The 22,875-nt window shown below is 72.4% G+C and carries 20 protein-coding genes and 1 pseudogene; 8 read left to right on the top strand and 13 right to left on the bottom strand.

The genetic code is table 11. The features are described from left to right. Positions 1 to 68: 68 nt before the first annotated feature. Both AB0B35_RS26405 and AB0B35_RS26400 read left to right on the top strand, forming a co-directional pair. On the top strand, positions 69 to 1,493 hold the full coding sequence (locus AB0B35_RS26405; protein ID WP_361049861.1) for a WGR domain-containing protein: 1,425 nt from the start codon (positions 69 to 71) through the stop codon (positions 1,491 to 1,493). A 176-nt stretch (positions 1,494 to 1,669) separates the two neighbouring features. Continuing rightward, complete coding sequence (locus AB0B35_RS26400) at positions 1,670 to 2,086, top strand: DUF2809 domain-containing protein (protein WP_361049859.1); 417 nt, start codon at positions 1,670 to 1,672, stop codon at positions 2,084 to 2,086. A 102-nt stretch (positions 2,087 to 2,188) separates the two neighbouring features. Here AB0B35_RS26400 and AB0B35_RS26395 read toward each other — a convergent pair whose 3' ends face one another. The 4 genes from AB0B35_RS26395 to AB0B35_RS26380 form a co-directional block, all read right to left on the bottom strand. Beyond that, positions 2,189 to 3,154, bottom strand: a complete 966-nt coding sequence (locus tag AB0B35_RS26395) for an N-acetylmuramoyl-L-alanine amidase (RefSeq protein ID WP_361049857.1) — start codon at positions 3,152 to 3,154, stop codon at positions 2,189 to 2,191. Further along, entirely contained in the window at positions 3,154 to 3,312 is a 159-nt protein-coding gene (locus tag AB0B35_RS26390) for a hypothetical protein (RefSeq protein ID WP_360541381.1), read from the bottom strand. The genes AB0B35_RS26395 and AB0B35_RS26390 overlap by 1 nt, the downstream gene beginning before the upstream one ends. A gap of 288 nt (positions 3,313 to 3,600) precedes the next feature. Continuing rightward, complete coding sequence (locus tag AB0B35_RS26385; protein WP_361049855.1) at positions 3,601 to 4,782, bottom strand: GNAT family N-acetyltransferase; 1,182 nt, start codon at positions 4,780 to 4,782, stop codon at positions 3,601 to 3,603. Positions 4,783 to 4,867: 85 nt separating this feature from the next. Next, positions 4,868 to 6,304, bottom strand: a complete 1,437-nt coding sequence (locus AB0B35_RS26380; protein ID WP_361049853.1) for an RICIN domain-containing protein — start codon at positions 6,302 to 6,304, stop codon at positions 4,868 to 4,870. A 240-nt stretch (positions 6,305 to 6,544) separates the two neighbouring features. Here AB0B35_RS26380 and AB0B35_RS26375 point away from each other — a divergent pair, with 240 nt between their 5' ends. Beyond that, the gene (locus AB0B35_RS26375) at positions 6,545 to 6,823 is read left to right on the top strand and encodes a hypothetical protein (protein ID WP_361049851.1); all 279 of its coding nucleotides are present in this window, start codon (positions 6,545 to 6,547) and stop codon (positions 6,821 to 6,823) included. Positions 6,824 to 6,836: 13 nt separating this feature from the next. On the opposite strand, the gene AB0B35_RS26370 is transcribed toward AB0B35_RS26375, so the two are convergent. Next, a complete protein-coding gene (locus AB0B35_RS26370; protein WP_361049849.1) occupies positions 6,837 to 7,379 on the bottom strand; it encodes an N-acetyltransferase in 543 nt (180 codons plus the stop codon). 134 nt (positions 7,380 to 7,513) lie between these two features. On the opposite strand from AB0B35_RS26370, the gene AB0B35_RS26365 reads away from it, so the two are divergent. Both AB0B35_RS26365 and AB0B35_RS26360 read left to right on the top strand, forming a co-directional pair. Further along, positions 7,514 to 8,599, top strand: a complete 1,086-nt coding sequence (locus AB0B35_RS26365) for an S-(hydroxymethyl)mycothiol dehydrogenase (RefSeq protein WP_361050103.1) — start codon at positions 7,514 to 7,516, stop codon at positions 8,597 to 8,599. Then, positions 8,596 to 9,231, top strand: a complete 636-nt coding sequence (locus AB0B35_RS26360) for an MBL fold metallo-hydrolase (RefSeq protein WP_361049847.1) — start codon at positions 8,596 to 8,598, stop codon at positions 9,229 to 9,231. Before AB0B35_RS26365 ends, AB0B35_RS26360 begins: the two co-directional genes overlap by 4 nt. Positions 9,232 to 9,285: 54 nt before the next feature. Here AB0B35_RS26360 and AB0B35_RS26355 read toward each other — a convergent pair whose 3' ends face one another. From AB0B35_RS26355 to AB0B35_RS26340, 4 genes are all read right to left on the bottom strand, one after another. Further along, the gene (locus tag AB0B35_RS26355) at positions 9,286 to 10,578 is read right to left on the bottom strand and encodes a cellulose-binding domain-containing protein (protein WP_361049845.1); all 1,293 of its coding nucleotides are present in this window, start codon (positions 10,576 to 10,578) and stop codon (positions 9,286 to 9,288) included. 163 nt (positions 10,579 to 10,741) lie between these two features. Further along, complete coding sequence (locus tag AB0B35_RS26350; protein ID WP_361049843.1) at positions 10,742 to 12,379, bottom strand: ABC-F family ATP-binding cassette domain-containing protein; 1,638 nt, start codon at positions 12,377 to 12,379, stop codon at positions 10,742 to 10,744. A 112-nt stretch (positions 12,380 to 12,491) separates the two neighbouring features. After that, positions 12,492 to 12,743 (bottom strand): UBP-type zinc finger domain-containing protein, encoded by a 252-nt coding sequence (locus AB0B35_RS26345; RefSeq protein ID WP_360541365.1) that lies wholly within the window; start codon positions 12,741 to 12,743, stop codon positions 12,492 to 12,494. Between the two features lie 13 nt (positions 12,744 to 12,756). Then, a complete protein-coding gene (locus AB0B35_RS26340) occupies positions 12,757 to 14,331 on the bottom strand; it encodes a Na+/H+ antiporter (RefSeq protein WP_361049841.1) in 1,575 nt (524 codons plus the stop codon). Positions 14,332 to 14,752: 421 nt separating this feature from the next. Here AB0B35_RS26340 and AB0B35_RS26335 point away from each other — a divergent pair, with 421 nt between their 5' ends. The 3 genes from AB0B35_RS26335 to AB0B35_RS26325 all read left to right on the top strand — a co-directional run bounded on the left by AB0B35_RS26335 (position 14,753) and on the right by AB0B35_RS26325 (position 17,298). Next, positions 14,753 to 15,100 (top strand): hypothetical protein, encoded by a 348-nt coding sequence (locus tag AB0B35_RS26335; RefSeq protein ID WP_361049839.1) that lies wholly within the window; start codon positions 14,753 to 14,755, stop codon positions 15,098 to 15,100. An 82-nt stretch (positions 15,101 to 15,182) separates the two neighbouring features. After that, a complete protein-coding gene (locus AB0B35_RS26330) occupies positions 15,183 to 16,562 on the top strand; it encodes a serine hydrolase domain-containing protein (RefSeq protein WP_361049837.1) in 1,380 nt (459 codons plus the stop codon). 10 nt (positions 16,563 to 16,572) lie between these two features. Then, positions 16,573 to 17,298 (top strand): PIG-L deacetylase family protein, encoded by a 726-nt coding sequence (locus AB0B35_RS26325; protein ID WP_361049835.1) that lies wholly within the window; start codon positions 16,573 to 16,575, stop codon positions 17,296 to 17,298. An 84-nt stretch (positions 17,299 to 17,382) separates the two neighbouring features. Here AB0B35_RS26325 and AB0B35_RS26320 read toward each other — a convergent pair whose 3' ends face one another. The 4 genes and pseudogenes from AB0B35_RS26320 to AB0B35_RS26305 form a co-directional block, all read right to left on the bottom strand. Then, on the bottom strand, positions 17,383 to 20,175 hold the full coding sequence (locus tag AB0B35_RS26320) for an AAA family ATPase (protein WP_361049833.1): 2,793 nt from the start codon (positions 20,173 to 20,175) through the stop codon (positions 17,383 to 17,385). A gap of 156 nt (positions 20,176 to 20,331) precedes the next feature. Beyond that, a complete protein-coding gene (locus tag AB0B35_RS26315) occupies positions 20,332 to 21,135 on the bottom strand; it encodes a hypothetical protein (protein ID WP_361049831.1) in 804 nt (267 codons plus the stop codon). Between the two features lie 182 nt (positions 21,136 to 21,317). After that, entirely contained in the window at positions 21,318 to 22,715 is a 1,398-nt protein-coding gene (locus AB0B35_RS26310; protein ID WP_361049829.1) for a GH1 family beta-glucosidase, read from the bottom strand. Continuing rightward, positions 22,712 to 22,875 (bottom strand): annotated as a pseudogene (locus AB0B35_RS26305) (carbohydrate ABC transporter permease); the annotation flags it as partial. The pseudogene AB0B35_RS26305 and the gene AB0B35_RS26310, both read right to left, overlap by 4 nt.

Here is a 22,875-nt window from a genome sequence, read left to right as displayed (position 1 = left end):
GGGCTGTCGGGGGCGGCGGATACGGTGTGGCCCAAGCGTTCCCCTCCGCGAGAGAAGGCCCTTCCCCCATGGCCGCTGAGACCACCTACCTCGAACTGTCCGAAGCCGACGGCGGCTCGCACAAGTTCTACGAGGTCGTCGTCGACGACACCGAGCTGACCATCCGCTACGGCCGGATCGGCGACCCCGGAGCCACGACGAAGAGCACGTTCGCCGACAACGCCAAGGCCCGTGCCGCCGCGGCGAAGAAGATCGGCGAGAAGGTACGCAAGGGGTACGCCCCCGCGGTGCAGGGCGCGCGGGCCAAGCGCGCGGTGTCGCGGCGCACCATCGTCAGCACCCGCTCGACGGCGAAGACCGCGCCGGTGCTGTGGCGCTACCGCTCGGGCACGTCCGCGTTCGGCATCTTCGTCGACAGCAAGGTCTGCATGGTCGGCAACGAGGCCGGTGTGATCACCACGCTGTCGCACAGCGCCGAGGTGGTGCAGCAGTTCAAGCTGCCCGACGGGGTCAAGTGCATCGTCGCCGACGACGCCTGGCTCTACGCGGGCTGCGACGACGGCAACGTGTACGACCTGTCCGGCAAGGTGCCGCGCCTGGCGTACCGGATCGCCCCCGACATCGACATCTACTGGCTCGACATCCACGACGGCGTGCTCGGCGTGTCCGACGCGGGCGGCGGCGTGGCCGCGATCGACCACGAGGACGAGTTCCTGTGGCGGCGCAAGAGCCAGGGCTCGTCGGGCTGGATGGTCCGCTGCGACGCCGACGCCGTGCACCACGGCCACTCCGGCGGCGTGACCAGCTACGACTGGCGCACCGGCGAGCAGCTGTGGACCCGCGGCACCGGCGCGGTGCTGTTCGGCTGGCAGGAGCAGCACACGCTGTACGCCGGCACGTCCACCCGCAAGGTCGTCGAGCTGGGCAAGGACGGCTCGCCGCGCCGGGAGTACCAGTGCGACGCCCCCGTGTTCTCCTGCGCGACCAGCCCCGACGGGGCGTACGTCTTCGCCGGTGACAGCAGCTCCTCGGTGTACTGCTTCGACAGCTCCGGCAACCGCCTGTGGAAGCTGGGCACCGGCTGCGGCTCGGCGTACTCGATGCAGTACCACGACGAGCGGCTCTACATCGTGACCACGGACGGCTCGCTGGCCTGCATCGACGCCACCGAGTCGGCGATCCGGGCGGCCGAGCAGGGCACCGTGCCGGTGGTCGTCGACGTGAAGGCCGCGCACGTCGAGGCGGTGGCCCCGTCCACCACGGTCGAGGTCGTCTCCGCCGAGGCGGGTGCCGACGGCGTCGTGCTGGAGTGCTTCGAGGAGGGCGGCCGGCTGCGGGTGCGCGTGGTGTCCGAGGGCTTCCAGCAGTCGTGGCAGGTGCAGTTCCCCAAGGGCATCCGCGAGGCCGGCGCGCGCTACGTCGTGTCCGAGGTGCGCCAGGCCAGCCGGGGCGGCTTCTACCGCGCCTTCGGTGAGATCCGCCGCCTGGCGTGACCCCGAATCTCCCGCCGCCGCGTCCGGGTGCCACCGGACCGCGGCGGCGGGCCGTCCCCGCGGCGGGTCCTCGCGGTCGGCCCCGAATCGTCGGCGCGAGCCGGGTCACCCTGGCATCACCCGATCTTCACAGTCTCACCACCGGCGAGGCCGGGCTGGCTCCGTACCATCGGCGGATGCTCCGCACCGACTGGACCCGCCGCCTGCTCGCGCTCGCCGCGGCCACCGCCGTCCTGGTGATCGCCCTGCTCATCCGGGCGCTCGCGGACGGGCCGCTGGAGCAGCACTCCGGCACCGCGCTCTACGCCTCGATGATCTACGCCGGAGTGTTCGTCCTGCGGCCGCGCACCACTCCCCTGGTCGCGGGGGCGGCGGCGATCGCGTTCTGCTGGCTGGTCGAGCTGTCGCAGCTGACCGGCGTGCCCGCGTACCTGTCGGAGCGTTGCCTGCTCGCCCGGCTGGCGCTCGGTGTCGCGTACGACCCGCTGGACATGCTCTGGTATCCGGCCGGGGTGCTCCCGCTGGTCGCGGTCCATCTGCTGACCCGGGCGCGGCTGGTCGTCGGACAGGCCCCGCGATCCGGCGAGCGATGATCGCTGTTTCGGGTCAGAACCTGCGGCCTGACCCCGCGTTCTGACCCGAAACGGCGATCAAGCCCGGCGACGGCCCGCTGGGCCGCCGCCGGACTCCGCAGGTCAGACCCGGGTCACCCGGACCGCGTCGGCGATGACGTAGCCGGTGCCGTTGGTCCACCTGCTGACGCCGACCTTGTTGGCGTCGCCCGCGGTGAGGTTGAAGGTGCCCAGCACGCGCCACTGGCCACCGGTCGCCCGCTGGTCCACGGTCACGCTCTGGTTGCCGCCGCTGGTGACGACCACGTACGGCGCGGCGCTGTTGTAGCCCGGGTCGGCCGGCCACCACGCCTCGACGCGGTAGTTGCCCGTCTCCGGGATGGCGAACTTGTACCAGGCGGCGTCGCTGGCCGCGACGGGGTTGGCGAACCGGTAGTTCTCCCCGAACCGCTGCCCGGAGAACGCCGAGGTGCCCCAGTTGGTGCTGGCGGTGAACCGCCCGGCGGTGGTGTTGTCCACCGTGGACGTCCAGCCGCCGGTGGGCGGGTTCATCGCCCGGGCCACGTCGGCGCGCATCACGTCGAGGTCGATGGCATACGGGTCGATCTTGCCGGTGGTGCTGGTCTCCCGGTGGCCGCGGGCGTAGCTGGAGTCGCGGCCCAGCCGCTTGAGCACCGCCGCGGTCGCCGCGATCGAGGCGTTGTACTGCGCGGCCGTCATCTGCTGGTTGACGCCGTTGTAGTCGATCTCCCAGCCGATCAGCATGGTGTTGCCGTCACCTGCCGGGATGGGGCCACTGGCCCGCGCCGTCCCGGCGTGGTTGCAGCGCCCGGCCGAGATGATGTGGAAGACGCCGTGGTAGTCGACGAGCGCCTGGCACAGCGGCCCGGGCAGGTCGGAGCGGCCGTTGATGCAGACGTTCAGGGCCGGGTGCGGGTTGCTCGCGCTCGACGTGGCGGCGGTGTGGTGCCACAGCACGCCGATCGGGTCGAAGGAGCCGGGGCGCATCCGGTTGAGCCAGTTGCCCTCCTCGACAACCTGGACACCGGCCGCCCGTAGCACGTCGGCCAGCCAGGGGACGGTCGCCATCACGCCCCCTGAACGAGGTCGGCGGCGCACTCGGGCTCCGGGGCGGATGCGGTCGCGGCGTGGGCGGGGCGGGACACCAGCGCCACGGCGGCGGCCACGAGCGCAGGCACGCCGAGCAGGCGTCGGCGACGCGCACGCAGGGATCGGATTCTGGTCACGGCACTCCTCGGGGGTAGGGAGGGACACGAGCCAACGCTCGCGCGCACCTGATCAGACCTGCGTCATGCCTGGCCAGGCGGCGTGACGGCACCATATATCGTCATGCACGTCTATGTCGATACCTTGCGCCATGCCAGATGTTCACGAAATTTTCCTTCACACCCGAGCGCCCTTCCCGCGACAACTCTTGAAGACTTGCGGCCTCCGAGTGACTCGGGGGCCGCAAGTCTTCAAGAGTTGCGCCGCGGGTGGGGCGGCCAGGCGCCGCACCGATCAGAAGTAGTGGATTAGAAGAAGTCGTGGAGGACTGGGGGTGGGCCGGCGGTGGCGGCGGACAGCAGCGGGTCGGCGACGGCGGCGCCGCTCAGCAGGCCGGCCCGGCGCAGCGCCGACGGCGTGGCCGCGCCCGCGTACCAGGCGGCCAGCCCGCGCGGGGTGAACCGGACGGCACCGGACCCGCCGGACTCCAGCCGCCCGCTGCCGCCGTCGAGCACCAACCGCCACGGACCCGCGTTCCACGGGCACTCGGCGTCGACGATCTCCAGGTCCACCGCCCCGGCCAGGTAACCCGGCCAGCCGCGGGCCGCGATCGCCGCGGGCGCGTCGACCAGGCGCAGCATCCACGGCTGGCGGCTGTCCACGGTGACCAGCGTCGTCGGGATCTCCAGCAGGGCAGGGTCGCCCTGGCCGAGCCGCAGCACGGTCGTCGGCGCGACACTCGCCCAGCCGCCGAACATGGCCAGCAGCGCCGTCGACGCCTGCGGCGTGGCCGCCACCAGGTCGTGCGCCGTCACCCGGGCCACCGGATCGGTGTTCGGACCGCGCACCCAGCTCGCGTAACCCTCCAGGTCGCCCGTCGCGCCCACGGCGACGGTGACGCCGTCGTAGGCGGCCAGGAACTTCTCCGGCGTGGTGTCGTAGAGCAGGCCGGAGCGCTCCATCATGCCGGTGCCGGACCTGGCCCAGTCGCGGTAGAGAGCCTGGACGGCGGGCACGTCCTCGCTGCTCGCCGGGCGCAGCGTGACCCCGGGGCCCGGCCGGATCGCCGCCAGCGCCGACGTCGGCACGCTGAGGTAGGTCAGCGCCCCGACCTCCTCCCAGCCCAGCCGCCGGTACGGGTGCGGCGTCGACGGGAACAGCGCGCTGAGCGCCGCGCCGCGTTCGCGGGCCCCGGCCAGCAGCCGCGTGAGCACCTGGCGGCCCAGGCCCCCGCGACGCACCTCGGGGGCGACCGCGACGCCCGCGACGCCGGAGGTGGGCACGATCCGCCCGCCGAACCACTGGCCCTGCTCGCGATCGACCGCCTTGGCGATCAGCTGGCCGCCGTCGAGGACACCCCAGGCCGTCCGGCCCGGCACCAGGCTGAAGTCCTCCGGCGGTGGGGACGCGTGATATCCGAACGCGACGCTGCCCAGCCGCCAGGCGGCGGGTCCGTCCTGCTCCCGCAGCTGCCTTACCTCGTAGACCATCCGCCCATCCTAGGGACGCCGGCCAGGCTCCGGTGCCCGTCGACCGGGCGGGCCGGTGTAGGGCCGGCCCGCCCGGATCAGGGCGTCAGACCGTGATCCGGCCCGCGCCCGCACCCGCGCTCACACTGGCCTTCACGCCGCCGGCGCTGTCCAGGGTGTACGAGTACGGGATGCCCGACACGCTGCCCCCACCGCTCTCCGGGGACCCGGAGCCGGTGAAGTAGTTGTTGCGCTGCACGATCGCACCGTCGGCGGAGTCGGCGTAGCCGACCAGCGTGGGCTCGTCGACGCTCTCGAAGTAGTTGCCCTCGACGAGCACGCCCGCGCCCATGGTGGACGCGACGCCGTACTCGTTGCCCCGGTAGTAGTTGTTGTACACGTGCACCGGGTTGCCGAAGCGGACCCGCGGGTGGCGGGTGCCCGAACCGTCGAACCAGTTGTGGTGGTAGGTCACCCGCAGGTGGCCGCGGTCCTCACTCGCGTTGTCGTCGCTGTGGCCGAGCAGCATGGACTTGTCGTGTCCGTACACCCGGTTCCAGGAGACCGTGACGTAGTCCGAGGCGCGCTTGACGTCGACCGCGCCGTCGTACCCGTTGGTGAAGCTGTTGTGGTCGATCCAGACCCGGGTCGAGTACTGGACGTTGATCGCGTCGTCGTTCCAGTCGCGGAACGAGATGTTGCGGATGATGACGTTGCTGGCGTTGGAGACGTTCAGGCCGCAGCCCGCGATCGTCGCGCCGGAGTTGCCGAGGATGGTCTTGTTCGACCCGACGGTGATCATGCCGGAGCAGGAGATCGTGCCGGAGATGCGCACGACCCGCGCGGTGCTGCCGGAGACGGCGCTGGACAGGGCCGACGAGCTGGTGACCGTGGTCGCCGAGGCGCTGCCGCCGCCGGTGGTGCCGCCGCCCTGGGTGGCCCAGCCGACCAGCCCGGTCTGCGAGCCGCCACCGCCGCCCCCGCCGGAACCGACCGCGATGAGCTGCCAGTGCTGGTTCCAGCCGTTGAGGTCGGCGTACTGGCTGATGATGCCGCCGTCGGCGGTGGACCACTCCCACACGTCGAGGGCCTTGCCGCTGTGCCGGTTGAGGAACTTCACGTAGCCGCTGTCGGTGTCGCGGACCGCGAAGTGCTGGCGGGTGGTGCCGTTGTCCGGGTTCTGCACCAGGCCGGTGCCGTCGTTGGCGTTGGGCAGCTCAAGGTACTTGCCGCTCTGGCGCGAGCGCAGCTTGTAGTAGCCGCTGCCGGCGTCGACGAACTGCCACTGCTGCTGGTAGCCGTCGTTGCGGGACCACTGGACGATCGGGGCCCCGTCGGCGGTGCTGAAGTTGTACAGGTCGACGGCCTTGCCGCTGTGCCGGGACGCGATGACGTACCACGCGCCGGTGTCGATGGTGACGGCCTGGGCCGGTGCCGCGACGACCGCGCCGACCGCCGCGAGCGCGAGGGTCAGCGCCGCGACGAGTGCGGTTCGCAGTCGCCAGGAGCGGCGGGTTGTCGTCCGTGGAGTGGATGGGGACATCGGATGGACCTCCGAGTGTTGGCGCCGCGGGCGGCCTGGGCGAGCCGGCCCGCGGTGCAGGTGAGCGGATGCGGAAAGCGCTTTCCGTTCTCGGAACGTTAGTCGTGACGTCAAACTATGTCAATCGATATGGCATGCCAGCCTGCGTGTCCGGACTCGAAACCGTAGGCCCGCCGACGAGGGTCGTGCCGGGATCACCGACACCGGCGAACGTGGCAGCCGCCGCCTAGGCTGCACGCCATGAGTGACACGGGGATCCTGCTGTTCGCGCCGTGCGTGGCGGTCGTCGCGCTCACGGTCTACGCGCTCTTTCACACCGCCGCGCGGCGGCGCACGGACCCGCGCGATCCGGTCGTCGATCAGGCGATCATGGAGGCGGCCCTACGGCGGGACGCGGAGCAGCGGGAGGCGGCGCGGACCGCCCGCTCCCGGCGGGCCGGACGGCGGATCGCCGAGCGCGGCACGCCGAGGCAGGCAGGCGGGTCCGCCCACGACGCCACCTTCGGCGGCCCGCTCTGAGCAGCCGCGGCGCTCAGCCGCGTAGACCCACGCAGTCGTGCGCCCAGAACGGGTCCGAGTAGACGAACGTGCCGGTCATCCACGGCTCGTACGCCGCCAGCGGGTGCACCTGGAACCCCGGATCGGGGATGCGCAGCGACGGCGAGCGGAAGTCCAGGCCGCTCGCCCGGACGAAGCCGTGCCGCGCGTAGTACCTCGGGTCGCCCTCCAGGAACACCAGCGGCACACCCGCGGCGTCGGCGGCCGCCAGCGCCGCGGCGACGAGCCGCCCGCCGAGACCACGACGCTGATGATCAGGGTGTACGCCGAGCGGCGACAGGGTGTACACGTCGACCAGGCGGGCCGGGGCGTCCAACCGGCAGGCGCTGAGCATCACGTGCCCGACGATCCGGTCCTCGTCCATCGCCACCAGCGAGACCACCGGCAGCGCGGCGGGAGCGGCCCGCAGCGCGCCGACCAGTCCGGGGACCCGGTCGCCGTCACCGAAGGCGAGGGCCTGCACCGCCCGCACCGCGCCGTGGTCGGCGGTGGTCTCGGCCCTGATCGCATAGTCCATGACCGCGAACCTAGAACCGGGTGCACCGGACCGCAACGGGTTTCCGGACGCCCAGGCCGGGCACGATTCCCTGGCGAGCGGGCATCGCACGGGTAACATCCTTGCGTCTGTCCAACGTGCGCAAGGAGGCCACGGTGGTGCACGAGGTCCGCGGAGTCGTCGCCCGCTCGAAGAACGCGCCGGTAAGCATCGAAACGGTGCTGGTGCCCGACCCCGGTCCCGGGGAGGCGCTGGTGAAGGTGCAGGCCTGCGGGGTCTGCCACACCGACCTGCACTACCGGGAGGGCGGCATCAACGACGACTTCCCGTTCCTGCTCGGACACGAGGCCGCCGGGGTCGTGGAGGCCGTCGGCGCGGGCGTGACCGAGGTGGCCCCGGGCGACTACGTCGTCCTGAACTGGCGCGCCGTGTGCGGCCAGTGCCGCGCCTGCCGCAAGGGCAAGCCGTGGTACTGCTTCGCCACGCACAACGCCAAGCAGAAGATGACGCTGGCCGACGGCACCCCGCTGTCGCCCGCGCTGGGCATCGGCGCGTTCATCGAGAAGACGCTGGTCGCCGCCGGGCAGTGCACCAAGGTGGACCCGGCCGCGCCGCCGGAGGTCGCCGGGCTGCTGGGCTGCGGCGTGATGGCCGGGCTGGGCGCGGTGCTGAACACGGGCGCGGTGACCCGCGGCGACACCGTCGCGGTGATCGGCTGTGGCGGCGTCGGCAACGCGGCCATCGCCGGGGCGCGGCTGGCCGGCGCGACCACGATCATCGGCGTCGACCTCGACGACCGCAAACTCGCCTGGGCCGAGCAGCTCGGCGCGACGCACACCGTCAACGGCGGGCAGACCGACGTCGTCGAAGCCATCCGCGAGCTGACCGGCGGCTTCGGCGCGGACGTGGTCGTCGACGCGGTCGGCCGCCCGGAGACCTACCGGCAGGCCTTCTACGCCCGGGACCTGGCGGGCACGGTGGTGCTGGTGGGCGTGCCCACCCCGGAGATGACGCTGGAACTGCCGCTGCTGGACGTGTTCGGCCGCGGCGGCGCGCTCAAGTCCTCCTGGTACGGCGACTGCCTGCCTTCCCGCGACTTCCCCACCCTGCTCGCGCTGTACCTGCAGGGGCGGCTCGACCTGGCCGCGTTCGTGTCCGAGAAGATCGGGCTCGACGACGTCGAGGAGGCGTTCGCCAAGATGGGCCGCGGCGAGGTGCTGCGCTCGGTGGTGATGCTGTGACGGGCTCGGCGCGCATCGAACGGGTGGTCACCTCGGGCACGTTCAGCCTGGACGGCGGCACGTGGGAGGTCGACAACAACGTCTGGCTCATCGGCAACGACAGCGACGTGCTCGTCGTCGACGCGGCGCACGACGCGGCCGCGATCATGGCGGCGGCCGGTGAACGCCGCGTCGTCGCGATCGTCTGCACGCACGCGCACAACGACCACATCGACGCCGCGCCGGAACTGGCCCGGCTGAGCGGTGCGCCGATCATGCTGCACCCCGACGACCGGGTGCTGTGGGACATGACCCACCCGGGCGTGGTGCCCGACCGGGATCTGACCGACGGCGACTGCCTGACCGTGGCCGGGGTCGAGCTGTGGGTGCACCACACGCCGGGGCACGCGCCGGGCGCGGTGTGCCTGTACGCGCCGCAGCTGAACGCGCTGTTCTCCGGGGACACCCTTTTCCAGGGCGGGCCGGGCGCGACCGGCCGGTCCTACAGCGACTTCGGCACGATCATCGGCTCGATCCGCGACCGGCTGCTGACCCTGCCGCCGGACACCGTGGTGTACACCGGGCACGGCGACACCACCACCATCGGCGCGGAGTCCCCCCACCTGGACGAGTGGCTGGCCCGCGGCCACTGAACACGGCTTCATCCGTGCGGACGCCCACGATGCGGGCGTCCGCACGGCCGCCGGTCAGTAACCCCAGCGGTTCTTCAGGTGCCGCCAGAAGTCGCGCAGCATCCACTTGTCGAACTCGGTGATGCTGGTGGCACTGCCCGCCTTCATGATGAAGCAGCACTGGCCGGTGGGCGTCCAGTCGTAGAAGTCGTCCAGGCCGAAGGTGTGCCCGACTTCATGCAGGTAGATGTGGATGTTCTCGGAGTTCAGCGCGCCGGTGAAGTACTCGCTGCCCATGCGCTGGCCCCAGTCGCCGCCCGCGCCGCCGCCGAAGCCCGCGGTCAGCCACAGCGACATGTCGTAGTGGTGCGCCGCGCCGCCGGGGCAGCCGGAGTAGTTGTCGTCCTGGTGGAAGAAGCGGCCGCACGGCTCGGAGCACTGCGGCGCGTTCTCCCGGATGTCGTTGACGTAGATGTCGACCGAGTTGTCGGTCCACTCCAGGGTGGCCCGGTCGCGCACGGCCCAGCCGACCACGTTGACCGGCACCTCGGCGTATGGCCAGCCGTTGTGCCCGGCCATGACATCCATCCACTTCTTGAACTGGCGCTTCAAGGCTGCGTGGATCTGGTCGCGCAGTGCCGCGCTCACCCGGGCGCTGGAGTCCCAGCGCACGCAGTAGTTGATCCGCCCGCCGCCGGCCATGACCTGGTCCCAGCCGTAGTTGCGGAAGGTGAGCAGCTGCGGGTATGTGGACTGGTAGTGCGACCACACCTCGTTGAGCGGCGCGACCAGGTTGCTCGGCGGGTTCCAGCCGCTGGTGGGCGGGCTCGACAAAGAGGTCGACGGCCGGGGCGACGCCGACGGTGACACCGAGGGCGAGGCCGACGGGCGCGGGGACGCCGACGGCGAGGACGACGGCGGTGCCGGCGACGCGGTGGACGGCGTGCCGGTGCAGGCGACGTTGTTGAGGGTGAACGCGGTCGGGATCGGATTGGCGGTCGTCCACGCGCCGTTGAAGCCGATCGTGGTGCTCGCGTTCGTGCCCAGGCTGCCGTTGTAGCCCATGTTGACGGCGGTGACCTGGCTGCCGCTGTGCGTGTAGGCCGCGCTCCACCCCTGGGTGACGGCCTGGCCGGCGGCGGGGAACGTCCAGCGCAGGGTCCAGGCGGTGAGCGGGTCGCCGAGATTTCTGATGACGATGTTGCCGGTGAAGCCGCCGCTCCACTGCGACGGGACGGTGTAGGTGACCTGGCAGCCGGTGACGGCGGCCTGCACGGCGGTCGCGACGAGGGTCCAGGCGGCCACGGCGGTCGCCATGGTCGCGGCCAGCGCCGCGCTCAGGGCACGGCGATGTCTGGTTTGCAGCATGGAGGACTCCGGGGGTGTGGGCGCGTCAACCGCGCCGACGGGTGCGGGGCACGTGGCACGACCGCCCGGTGTCGACGCCACGCATTGACGCGGATCGAGTCCGCGTTCCGGCTCCAGCACACCACGATGCAGGCCGAAAACCTTTTCGGCAAGCCGCCGTGGCTCAGCTCGCGGTGACGCGTCCGGACTCGACGGTGAGCATCCGGTTGGTCTGCACGGCCTGCAGCATCTGCCGGTCGTGGGTGACGAGCAGCAGCGTGCCGGTGTACGAGTCCAGCGCCTGCTCCAACTGCTCGATCGCGGGCAGGTCGAGATGGTTGGTGGGCTCGTCGAGCACCAGCAGGTTCACCCCCGACGCCTGCAGCAGCGCCAGCGCGGCCCGGGTGCGCTCGCCCGGCGACAGCGTCGCGGCCGGCCGCAGCACGTGCGCGGCGCGCAGCCCGAACTTGGCCAGCAGGGTGCGCACGTCACCCGGGGCCAGCGCGGGCACCGCCGACTGGAACGCGTCCACGAGCGGTTGGTGGCCGAGGAAACGCCCACGGGCCTGGTCGATCTCGCCGACCACGACGCCCGGCCCGAGCGAGGCGGTGCCCGCGGCGAGCACGGCCCGGCCGAGCATGGCGCGCAGCAGGGTGGACTTGCCGGACCCGTTGGGGCCCGTCACGGCGACCCGGTCGGCCCAGTCGATACGCAGGTCCACGGGCCCGAGCGTGAAGTCGCCCTGGCGTACGACCGCGTTGTTGAGGGTGGCCACCACCGCTCCGGCGCGCGGGGCGGCGGCGATCTGCATGCGCAGCTCCCACTCCTTGCGCGGCTCCTCCACCTCGTCGAGCCGCTCGATCAGGCGCTCGGTCTGCCGGGCCTTGGCGGCCTGCTTCTCCGTCGACTCGGTGCGGAACGCCTTGCCCATCTTGTCGTTGTCGGGCGACTTGCGGCGGGCGTTCTTGACGCCCTTCTCCATCCACGCACGCTGCATGCGGGCCCGCGCGAGCAGGTCGTCCTTCTTGTCGGCGTACTCCTCGAAGGCCTCGCGGGCGTGCCTGCGGGCGACCTCCCGCTCGGCAAGGTAGGCCTGGTAGCCGCCGCCGTACTGGCGCACCTGCTGCTGGGCCAGGTCGAGTTCGACGACCCGGGTGACGGTGCGGGTGAGGAACTCGCGGTCGTGACTGACCAGCACGGTGCCCGCGCGCAGCTCGCCGAGGAAGCGCTCCAGCCGGTCCAGCCCGGCCAGGTCGAGGTCATTGGTCGGCTCGTCCAGCAGGAAGATGTCATACCGGCTGAGCAGCAGCGACGCCATGCCCGCGCGGGCGGCCTGGCCGCCGGACAGCGCCGTCATCGGGTGGTCGAGGCCGACGTCGAGGCCCAGCTCCGCGGCGACCGCCTCGGCCCGCTCGGGCAGGTCGGCCCCGCCGAGTTCGAGCCAGCGCTCCAGGGCCTCGCCGTAGCGGTCGTCGGCCCCGTCCGCGCCCTCGGCCAGCGCCAGCGCCGCGTCGTCCATCTCCTGCTGGGCCCGCGCCACACCGGTGCGGCGGGCGAGGAAGTCGCGCACCGTCTCGGCGGGACGCCGCTCGGGCTCCTGCGGCAGCAGCCCGACGTTGGCGGTCGGCGGGTTGAGGGTGACGCTGCCCTGCTCGGGTGTGGCCAGGCCGGCGAGCAGGCGCAGCAGCGTGGACTTGCCGGCCCCGTTCACGCCGACCAGGCCGACCACCTCACCGGGCGCGACGACCAGATCGAGTTCGCTGAACAGGACCCGCTCGCCGTGCCCGGCGGACAGGCCACGGGCCACCAAAGTCGCGCTCATGCCTGTTCCTCGCTCCGCTCGTCACAGGCATGTCCCGAGCCCATGCCTCGCTCCCGCTCACCGCGAAAGCGTATCCGTCGCTCTGGGCACCGGCCCCGACCGGGCACGGGAGTCAGCCCACGACCTCGTGCAGGTAGCACCAGCGCCAGTCCTCGCCAGGCTCGAACGACTGGATGACCGGGTGCCCGACCTCGTGGAAGTGCGCGGTGGCGTGCTTGTGCGGGGAGGAGTCGCAGCAGCCGATGTGCCCGCAGTTCAGGCAGCGTCGCAGGTGCACCCAGGTGGTGCCGTCGCGCAGGCACTCCTCGCAGCCGTCGGCGCGGGCCGCCGGGTCGTCGGCGTTCTTCAGGTCCTCACAGCTCATGCCTGCTCCTCGTTCACGCGGGTCGGTCCATCCGTTCCAGCATCGACTCTTCCAGGTCCATGTCGCGTTGTGCGCGCACGAGCACGTCCTCCGGGATCCGGCCGGCGTCGCGGGCGGCGCGGAACACGGCCCGCTCGGCCTCCAGCATCTCCCGGCGCAGCCGGACGTAGACGGCGGATGGCGTTTCCCGGTCGGCGCCCAGCCGCTCCCATACCGCGTTGGAGCGGCGCTCGGTGAGCAGGCGCAGCTTGTCCACGACCTCCGGGGAGGCGGTGTCGGCGAGGCTCTCCAGCCGCTCGCGGGCGGCCTTGCTGGCCTGCTGCTGCGCCTGCGCCTCGGCGAGGATGTCCCGGGTCGGGTCGTCGGCCTGGACCTTCAGCATCCGGGCCACCATCGGCAGGGTCATGCCCTGCAGCACGAGGGTGCCGACGATGACGGCGAAGGCCAGCCACACGAACAGCGCCCGCGGGTACGGCATGCGGCCCGCGAGCACGGCGGGCAGCGCCAGCGCGGTGGCCAGGGTGACCACGCCGCGCATGCCGGCCCAGGAGATCACGGTCGCCCCGGTGAAGTCGATGCCGGTGCCGTGGCGGCGCACCATGGGCAGCAACCGCACCAGGTACGCGACCGGGTACATCCAGGCGAACCGGGCAATGATCACGGTCGCGAGCACCGCCAGGGTCAGCCCCGCCACCTCGGCGAAGGGGGTGTTCAGGTCGGCCAGCACCTCTCGTAGTTGCAGGCCGACGACCAGGAACACCAGGCCTTCCAGCATGAAGGTGATCATGCGCCAGAAGGCGCCCATCTGCAGGCGCGACGCGGCCGACATCAGCGTCGGCATGCGATGGCCCAGATAGAGACCGGTCACCACGACCGCGACCACGGCCGAGGCGTGGATGAGTTCCGCGACGACGGTCACCGCGAACGGGGTGAGCAGCGAAATCGAGTTGTCGAGCAGCGGGTCGCGGGTGCGCCGGTGCAGGAACGCGGCGGTGAGCGCCCCCAGCGCGCCGACCAGCACACCGCCGCCGGCCGCCAGCATCACCTGCTGGGCCACACCCATCGGGCCGACCGCCGTGCCGACCGCGACCACGACGGTGACCCGGAAGATGACCAACGCGGTCGCGTCGTTGAGCAGGCTCTCGCCTTCGAGGATGGTCACCAGCCGGCGGGGCAGGCCGATGCGTTTGGCGATGGCGGTGGCCGCGACGGCGTCCGGGGGCGCGACCACCGCGCCGAGCGCCAGGCAGGCGGCGAGCGGCACCTGGGGCAGCAGCGCGTGCACGAGCAGTCCGACCGCGACCGCGGTGAAGATGACCAGGCCGACGGCGAGCAGCAGGATCGAGCGGATGTTGTGCCGGAACGCCGGCACCGAGGTCTCCAGCGCGGCGACGTACAGCAGCGGCGGCAGGACGCCGATGAGCACGACCTCCGGCTCCAGCACCACGACCGGGAAGCCGGGGATCAGCGCCAGGGCCAGGCCCACCACCACCAGCACGATCGGGTTGAGCAGGTTGTACCGGCGCGACAGCGCGGAGACCGCGACGACGATCACGGTCAGCACGACAGCCACCACGAGGGCATTCACGTGTCAGAGCCTATGGCGCGGCAGCGCCTGGTACGCATATGTCCACGGTCACCGCGCCCATCCGGCGCGATCGGGCACGAATCTCCGCTGCTGACAGCCTTGGGCGGGACACTGACCGGCCGGTAGGTAAGAAATCCCTCCCACGGAATGAGAAACATGCGTCATACTGCATGGGTTCACCCGATGTTCATCCTTCCCTGCCGACCGGTCAGGCGACCCCGCGCACCGCCCGGTTACCGCCCCCGATGGGCGTTCTACCTGCCGGTCAGTAGGCAGGCTAAATGAACTCCCGGTGAAAGCACCCCTGACCTGCCGCCCGGCAAGGCGTTTGCCCTGATCACGGCGTTGACCATGTCTTGCCGGCGGAGGTTTGATCGGCCTGTTCCGCTTGATCAGCCATCTTTTGGGAGGAGGGTGTTCGATGCAGGAGACCGCTCGTGCCATCGGCCACCGGCTGCGGATCACCACCACCATGTTCAGCCTGATGCTGTTCCTGGTCGCCGGGCTCACCGTCATGGCGCAACCGCAGCGGGCGTCGGCCGCGCAGCTCACCGAACCGGTTTCGGTGTCCATGCAGGAATCGACCACGTCCGCGCTGGACGGCGGCAGGCGCTGCTGGAAGCAGACCTACCGCTGGCACCACCGCACGTACAAGAAGTGGGTCTGCAAGTACAGCCACCACTACAAGAAGCACTACAAGAAGAACTACCACCACAAGAAGTACAACAACCACGGCAACAACCACCACGGGTACAGCAACCACCGTTGAGGATCACCCGTCCCGGGCCGGCGGCCCCGACCGCCGGCCCACCCGTACCCTGCGGACCCCGCCGCGGTGGCACGATGACCGGATGCCTGACATGGAACTGCTGCCGGCCACCAGCCGCGCCCTGCTGCACCGTCTCGCCACCGCCCAGGCCGAGGGCCGCGCGCCTTCCCTGGTCGGCGCGATCGTCCGCGACGGCGCACCGGTGTGGACCGGCGGCCGCGGCCTCGTCGGCGGGCAACCCCCGACGACCGACACGCAGTACCGCATCGGCTCGCTGACCAAGACCTTCGTCGCCGTGCTGGTCATGCGCCTGCGCGACGAGGGCCGCCTCGACCTGGCCGACCCGCTCGGCAGGCACCTGCCCGCCTCGCCCCCGGCCGCCACGGGGATGACCGTCGCCCAGCTGCTCGCGCACACCGCCGGCCTGCCGTCGGAGACCCCGGCCCCGTGGTGGGAGCGCACCGACGGCGACGTACGCCCCGAGCTGGCCGACCTGCTCGACGCCGACCCGGTCAAGCACCCCGCCGGGCGGGTCTTCCACTACTCGAACCCGGGCTTCGCGCTGCTCGGCGCGCTCGTCGAGCAGCTGCGCGGCAAGCCGCTGGAGCAGGTGCTCGCCGAGGAGATCCTCACCCCGCTCGGCATGACCCGCACCTCGTTGCTGCCGCAGACCCCGCACGCCGACGGCTGGGCCGTGCACCCGTGGGCCGACGTGCTGCTGCCCGAACCCGCCACCGACACCGGCCGGATGGCCCCGGCAGGGCAGCTGTGGTCCACCGTCGAGGACCTGTGCCGCTTCGCCGCGTTCCTGGGCGCGGGCGACCCGGCGGTGCTGGCCGAGGCGAGCCTGGCGCAGATGCGCGTCCCGGCGTCCCCGCTCGACGGCCCCGTCTGGGACCTGAGCTACGGCCTGGGCATGCAGCTCAAGAACGACGGCGGGCGGATGCTGTCCGGGCACACCGGCTCGATGCCCGGCTTCCTCTGCACGGTGTGGGTCAGCCCCGCCGACCGGCTGGGCGGCGTCGTGCTGGCCAACGCGACCTCGGGGATCTCCATCGGGGCGCTGGCCGCCGACCTGGTGCGCATCACCGCCGAGCACGAACCGCGTATCCCGGACACGTGGACCCCGCTGGAGACGTACGACCCGGCGCTGCTGGACCTGGCCGGCCCCTGGTACGTGGGGCCCGCACCGGCGCTGGTCCGGCTGCGCGCCGACGGCGACCTGGAGTTCGGGCCGCTGACCGGGGCGGGGCGCAGCTCCCGGATGAAGGCGCGGGGCGACGGCACGTGGCTCGGGCTGGAGGGCTACTACGCGGGCGAGACGCTGCGCGTGGTGCGCGACGCCGCCGGTGCGGTGACCCATCTGGACCTGGGCAGTTTCGTGCTCACCCGGCAGCCGTACGGTTCGGACACGGTCCCCGGCGGCGTCGACCCGCTGGGCTGGCGCGGCGGGCCCGCGTAGGGTCGGGGCCATGGATCAGCTGGAACCGCTGCCGACGGACTGGACCCGCGCGCTCGCCATCGCGGCCCACCCCGACGACCTCGAATACGGGGTGTCCGGGGCGGTGGCCGGGTGGACCGCGGCGGGCAAGGACGTGCGCTACACCCTGGTCACCCGCGGCGAGGCCGGCATCGCCACCCTCCCGCCGGAGGAGTGCGGGCCGCTGCGCGAGGCCGAGCAGCGCGCGGCCTGCGCCGAGGTCGGCGTGTCCGAGCTGGAGTTCCTCGGCCACGCCGACGGCGTCGTCGAGTACGGCCTCGCCCTGCGCCGGGACCTGGCCGCGGCGATCCGCCGCCACACGCCCGACCTGGTGGTCACCGCGAACTTCCACGACACGTGGCCCGGCGGCGGTTGGAACTCCCCCGACCACCGCAACGTGGGCCGGGCCGTCATGGACGCCGTCGGCGACGCGGGCAACCGGTGGATCTTCCCGGAGCTGGTGGCGCAGGGACTGGCCCCGTGGGGCGGCGTGCGCTACGTCGCCGTCGGCGGCTCGCCGCAGGCCACCCACGCCGTCGACATCACCGACACGCTGGACCAGGCCGTGGCGTCCCTCGACGCGCACCACGCCTACCTGGCGGGGTTGGGCGACAACCCGATGGCCGACACGCGGGCCTTCCTGGAGTGGATGGCCGACCTGACCGCGCCGCGCTTCGGCGGCCGGCGCGCGGCGGCCTTCGAGCTGCACCGAATGTGACGGGCCGGCCGGGTCGCGCGCCGCGGCCCGGTGGGCCCGCCCGGGCGACCGGACCCGGCCGAAGGCAGGGATGGACCTCGGTCCTCACGGCTGGGCCTGGCGCTGGGTCGCGGCGACGGCCAGTTCCACGCGGGAGGTCAGGCCGAGTTTGGCCAGGATGCTCGACACGTGCGACTGCACGGTGCGCCGGGACAGGAAAAGCTGCGCGGCGACGTCCGGGTTGGACATGCCGGTCGCGACCAGCTCGGCCACGGTGCGCTCGGTGTCGGTGAGCGCGTCCCAGCCGTGTTTGGGACGGCCCCGGCGGCCACGGGCCCCGTCGCGCACTCCGGCGTCGCGCAGCCGGGCACGGGCGCGGGCCAGGTCCCAGCTCGCCTCCAGCCGGCCGTAGCCGTCCAGCGCCTGTTGGAGCGCCTCCCGCGCGCCCGCCTGGTCACCGGCGGCGGCCAGGGCCAGTGCGGCCGACTCGTGCGCGTACGCCTCGTACAGCGGCCAGCCCGCCCGCCGGAACGCCTCCACTGCGGCACGCATCGGCGCGACGCCGCCCTCGGCGAGGCCGCGGCAGTACGCGGCGCAGCCGGCCAGGCTCGGCGTGGGCTGCACTGACGCGATCGAGTGCAGGTCGTCGGCGAGCGCCCGCACGTCGCCGGGCGTCCCGGCCGCGGCGGTGGCGCGCGCCAGGTCGGGGCAGACCCGGTACATCATGCGCCGGGCTTCGAGCCCGCCGGCCTGCTCCCACATCGGCCGGACCAGCCCGGCGGCATGCTTCGGATCGCCTTGCGCCTCGGCGGCCAGTGCCTGCGCCCAGCGGACCAGGTAGCGGCCGTCGGCCTCGTCGGTGTCAGCGGGTAGCTCGGCGCCCGGGGCGTCACCGCGGTGCACGGCGATCAGGTCCGCCATGGCCAGCAGCCGCGAGCCGTGCCCGAGCGGGTCCGGCCCGTCCAGGCCGCTGCGCACCTCGGCCAGCGCGTCGTCCCAGCGCCCCTGCAGGAAGCGAATGTGCGCGCGCACGGCATGCGCGGTCGTCAGGAACACCCCGCCGGTGCGCTGGTTGTGGCGCACCGCGGTCGCGACGGCCTCGTCGGCCTCGTCGAGCCGGTCCAGTTCCAGCAGGCAGATGCCCTTCAGCACGTACGGGTCCACCTGCAGGTCCGGCCGGATGCCGTGGCCCAGGTGGGACAGGGCCAGCTCGGTCAGCGCCAGCGACGCGGCCATGTCGTCCTTGGCCAGGCCCACGCCCTTGGCGAGGTAGCCGATGCCGATGCCCTCGGCGTCCCCCGCCGCCTCCCCGTCCGCGACGGCCCGGTCCGCGACCACCACCGCCTCCTCGAACCGGTCCAGCAGGAACAGGCAGATCGCGGCGATGCCACGGAACCGCGCGGCCTGACCGACCGAGGTGTAGGGCGAGTCCACCGCCGGCTCGGCGGCGTCGATCGCCTCCTGCAGCCGTCCCTGGCGGTAGCAGGCCTGGACCAGCAGCCACCGCAGGTCGGGCGCGTAGGCGGCGTCGCCGTCGAAGGACAGCGCGGCGCGGGCGACCCGTTCGGCCTGCGCCGGATCACCGTCCCAGAGCAGGGCCCGGACCAGGTGCGTACGCAGCGCCGGGCTCGCCTGCGCCGGGTCGGCGGTGGCCCGGCCCAGCAGCCGCACCGCCAGGTCGGGGGCGCGTACGGTCAGCGCGTCGGCGTTCGCGGCCAGCCACTGCCGCCCGTCGGCGTCGAGATCGCCCCCGGCCAGCAGGTGCGCGGCCACCCGCTCGGGTGCGCCGTCCCGGCCGGTCAGCGTCCGCCCCGCGCGCTGGTGCAACGCGGTCCGCACCGCCTGCGGCACGCCGCGGTCGAGCAGTTCGCGGGCCAGCCCCTGGCGGAACCGGAGGCACTGCCCGTCGTCGACGAGCAGGCCGGTGCCCACCGCGTCGGCGATCACCTCGGACACCGCCATCAGCGGCCGGTCGAGCACCGCGGCCAGCTCGGCGACGTCGACGGTCTGCCCGAGCACCGCGGCGGCCTGCAGGGTCTCCCGGTACTCGCGCGGCATCTGGGCAGCCTGGCCCCGGGCCAGGTCGACCAGCGGCTGCGGCACCGCGGGCGGGTCGCCGGGACCGGTGAACTCGGCTTCACCGTCCGCGAATTGGATCAACCCGTCCGCGAGGTACGCCCCCAGCAGGGTCTTGACGTGCATCGGGTTGCCGCCGTATGCCCGCAGCACGCCGCGCAGCCGCGGGCCCGGCGGCGCACCGAGGCGTGCCGTGGCCAGCGCGACGACCGCGGGCTCGGGCAGGGCTTCCAGCCGCAGCTCCAGCGCGCCCTGGGCGAGCAGGCCCCGCTGCAGACTGTTCAGGGCGTCGCCCTGGGCCAGCGCGCGAGCGGCGACGACGAGCAGCAGCGGCTCCTGCCCGATGTCGCGGGCGAGCCGGTGCAGCAGCACCATGCTGGACGCGTCGGCCCACTGGGCGTCGTCGAGCAGGATCGCGACCGGGCCGCGGCTGAGCCAGCGGTCCGCCAGCGCCAGCAGCGCCTCGGTGACCGCGAGCTCGTGGTGCAGGGCGGTGACGCTGCGGGCCAGCGCGTCGCGGCCGCGCAGCAGGTCGACGACCCGGTCGAGGTCGTCGTCGCGGCCCACGTGCGCCCGCGCGACGGCCGACATGGCCGCGAACGGCAGGCGCTGCTCGACGTCGGCGGCGGCGCCGTACAGCACCCGCATGCCCAGCGCCGCGCACTGCTCGGCGAGGCGGTCCAGCAGCATGGTCTTGCCCAGGCCGACGGCCCCTTCCAGGACCACCGCGTTGCCGTGCCCGGCGGCAGCCCGCCGCGCGGCGGCGCGCAGCTGCTCGCACTCCGCGGTCCGGTCCACCAGGTCCGGCCGATCGGCCTCCACGTGATCAAGACTAACGGCCCACCCCCCGCCACATCATCGATCACCTCACCCACCCACCCCCTTTTCATCGTTGGCCTATCACATCGAAAATCCGCCCTCGGATTCGATGAGATAGGCCGACGTCTGTGGAAAGTGGGAGGCGGGGCCGGGCGGGAGTCAGCGTGCGGCGGTGTCCCCGTGTCGCGCGGCGCCGGCGGCGACCGGCTGGCGGCGGGACCGGGCGGCGGCGAGCTGCACAGGCGCGCCGGGGGCGGCCAGCGCGTCCTGCTGCTGGCGCTCGTACAGGTAGGAGGACATGGCGTAGAAGAAGGTGATGACGCCGAGCATCTCGCACAGCTCCTCGACGGACGCCGCGAGCAGGTACTCCATGTATCCGGTGCCGGGCGCGACGTTGCCGCTGACGTCCCGGCCGACGAACGCTCCGACGACCTCCATGCCGACCGCGCCGAGCACGAACAGCACACCGCCGCCCGCCACCAGCAGGCGGGTGCGCACCGGCAGGTGGAACAGGAACTTCAGGTAGGACACGCAGAACACCAGCACGAACGGCGCGGCGACCACGATCCACGACAGGTAGGACGCCTTGCCCAGGTTGACCAGGCCCATCTTGCGGCTCATCTCGTGCATCTGCGTGATCTCGTCCATGGACAGGAACGCGAAGACGACCGACAGAATCCGCCAGTGCTTGGCGTACTTCTCCCCCCGTGCGGCGACGTTGTTCGCGATCTCCCACAGCACGTACGCGGCGAGCAGCAGCAGGGCGCCGGAGAACCAGGTCGGGAGGTTCTTCTCCTTGTCCACGTTGAAGAACGTGGTCCACCAGGCGAAAGCGGGGATCACGTTGTGATGGCCCAGCCCGTGGTAGAGATAGTTGCCGCCGAGGCTGAGCACGTGCAGGCCGGCGACGAAGCACAGCAGGAAGCGCACCAGCGTGCGGGGAGTCGGCAGGTTGATTCTCATCGCGGGCCCTATTCGACGGTGGACCGCCCGGTGCGGACCGGGAGGCATGGCTGCCGAATATAACGGTCGAAATCGCCCAAACGATTCTTGACTTCGCGAAATTCATGCCGCGGCCCCTCGCATGCACGAGGCGCGGCCCGGCTTCCTGCCGTGACCGCGCCCCGATGATCCGAACCGGCCCGTCAGGCCAGGCCGTTGCGGCCGATGACCTCGGCGTACCAGTGGGCGCTGTCCTTGGGCAGGCGGCGCTGGGTGGCGTAGTCGACGTGCACCAGCCCGAAGCGCTTGCCGTACCCGTACCCCCACTCGTAGTTGTCCAGCAGCGACCAGGCAAGGTATCCGCGCAGGTCGGCCCCGCCCTCGATGGCGGCGTGCGCCGCCCGCAGGTGCCCGTCGAGGTACGCGATGCGCTCGTCGTCGGCCACCCGGTCGCCCTCCACCACGTCGGTGTAGGCCGCGCCGTTCTCGGTGACCATCAGCGGCACGCCCGGGTAGTCCGCCGCCAGCCGCAGCAGCAGGTCGGACAGGCCGGTCGGGTCCACCGGCCAGTCCATCGCCGTCACCGGCGCGCTCTGGGTCACGAACTCGACGCCCTCGCTGCCGGGGTGCGCCTCGCCGCTGTGCGCGCCGACCTGGGCCCGGACCAGCGCCGGCTGGTAGTAGTTCACGCCCAGCAGATCGATCGGGGCGGCGATGAGCGCCTCGTCGCCGGATCGGATCACCCCTGCCGCGCCGAACCGCTCGAACAGCGCGAGCATGTCCTGCGGGTAACGCCCGCGCAGCGCCGGGTCCAGGAACAGCCGGTTCTGCAGCCCGTCGATGAGCCGGGCCGCCGCCTGGTCGTGCGGGTCGGCGGGGGTGAGCGGCCGGACGTCGGTGAGGTTCAGCGTCAGCGACACCTCCCGCGCCCCGCCCGCCCGCAGCGCCCGCGCCGCGAGGCCGTGCCCGAGCATCAGGTGGTGCACCGCCTCGAACGTGGCCCGCGGATCCTGCCGGCCCGGCGCGTGCACGCCGCTGCCGTAGCCGAGGAACGCCGAGCACCACGGCTCGTTGAGCGTGGTCCAGGTGCGCACCCGGTCGCCGAGCCGGGCGATCGTGGCCGTGGCGAGGTCGGCGAGGTAGTAGGCGGTGTCGCGGTTGGTCCAGCCGCCCCGGTCCTCGAGCACCTGCGGCAGGTCCCAGTGGTACAGGGTGACCATCGGGTCGATGCCCTTGTCGAGCAGCTCGTCGACGAGACGGTCGTAGAAGTCCAGGCCGCGCGAGTTGACCGGGCCGGAGCCGTCGGGTTTGATGCGCGGCCAGGCGACCGAGAACCGGTAGGTGCCGAGCCCGAGCCGTTTCATCAGGGCGACGTCGTCCCGGTAGCGGAAGTAGTGCTCGCAGGCGACGTCACCGGAGTGCCCCTCGAACACCTTGCCGGGTGTACGGGCGAAGGTGTCCCAGATGGACGGGGTGCGCCCGTCGTCGGCCGCCGCCCCCTCGATCTGGTACGACGCGGTCGCCGCGCCCCAGCGGAACCCGGCCGGGAAGCGCACCGCCGCGGTTCCGGTCAGCTGCTCCTCCGTAGTGGCCAGCGTCATGACTTCACCGCTCCCTGCATGATGCCGCCGATGATGTACTTGCCGAGCAGGGCGAACACGATCACCAGCGGCACCGTGGCGATGGCCGTGCCGGTCAGCGACAGCGAGTAGTCCTGGATGTAGCCGCTGGCCAGGGTGGACAGCGCGGTCTGCACGGTCG

Origin of the sequence: Catellatospora sp. NPDC049133, assembly GCF_040648455.1 — a bacterium.
In the GTDB taxonomy this organism is placed as follows: domain Bacteria; phylum Actinomycetota; class Actinomycetes; order Mycobacteriales; family Micromonosporaceae; genus Catellatospora; species Catellatospora aurea.
This window is presented reverse-complemented; position numbering and strand designations above follow the sequence as displayed.

Excerpts from the sequence above, each read along its gene's own strand:
- AB0B35_RS26405 (WP_361049861.1), top strand. The coding sequence starts at position 69 with ATGGCCGCTGAGACCACCTACCTCGAACTGTCCGAAGCCGACGGCGGC.
- AB0B35_RS26400 (WP_361049859.1), top strand. The coding sequence starts at position 1,670 with ATGCTCCGCACCGACTGGACCCGCCGCCTGCTCGCGCTCGCCGCGGCC.
- AB0B35_RS26395 (WP_361049857.1), bottom strand. The coding sequence starts at position 3,154 with ATGGCGACCGTCCCCTGGCTGGCCGACGTGCTACGGGCGGCCGGTGTC.
- AB0B35_RS26385 (WP_361049855.1), bottom strand. The coding sequence starts at position 4,782 with ATGGTCTACGAGGTAAGGCAGCTGCGGGAGCAGGACGGACCCGCCGCC.
- AB0B35_RS26380 (WP_361049853.1), bottom strand. The coding sequence starts at position 6,304 with ATGTCCCCATCCACTCCACGGACGACAACCCGCCGCTCCTGGCGACTG.
- AB0B35_RS26375 (WP_361049851.1), top strand. The coding sequence starts at position 6,545 with ATGAGTGACACGGGGATCCTGCTGTTCGCGCCGTGCGTGGCGGTCGTC.
- AB0B35_RS26370 (WP_361049849.1), bottom strand. The coding sequence starts at position 7,379 with ATGGACTATGCGATCAGGGCCGAGACCACCGCCGACCACGGCGCGGTG.
- AB0B35_RS26355 (WP_361049845.1), bottom strand. The coding sequence starts at position 10,578 with ATGCTGCAAACCAGACATCGCCGTGCCCTGAGCGCGGCGCTGGCCGCG.
- AB0B35_RS26350 (WP_361049843.1), bottom strand. The coding sequence starts at position 12,379 with ATGAGCGCGACTTTGGTGGCCCGTGGCCTGTCCGCCGGGCACGGCGAG.
- AB0B35_RS26345 (WP_360541365.1), bottom strand. The coding sequence starts at position 12,743 with ATGAGCTGTGAGGACCTGAAGAACGCCGACGACCCGGCGGCCCGCGCC.
- AB0B35_RS26335 (WP_361049839.1), top strand. The coding sequence starts at position 14,753 with ATGCAGGAGACCGCTCGTGCCATCGGCCACCGGCTGCGGATCACCACC.
- AB0B35_RS26330 (WP_361049837.1), top strand. The coding sequence starts at position 15,183 with ATGCCTGACATGGAACTGCTGCCGGCCACCAGCCGCGCCCTGCTGCAC.
- AB0B35_RS26325 (WP_361049835.1), top strand. The coding sequence starts at position 16,573 with ATGGATCAGCTGGAACCGCTGCCGACGGACTGGACCCGCGCGCTCGCC.
- AB0B35_RS26315 (WP_361049831.1), bottom strand. The coding sequence starts at position 21,135 with ATGAGAATCAACCTGCCGACTCCCCGCACGCTGGTGCGCTTCCTGCTG.
- AB0B35_RS26310 (WP_361049829.1), bottom strand. The coding sequence starts at position 22,715 with ATGACGCTGGCCACTACGGAGGAGCAGCTGACCGGAACCGCGGCGGTG.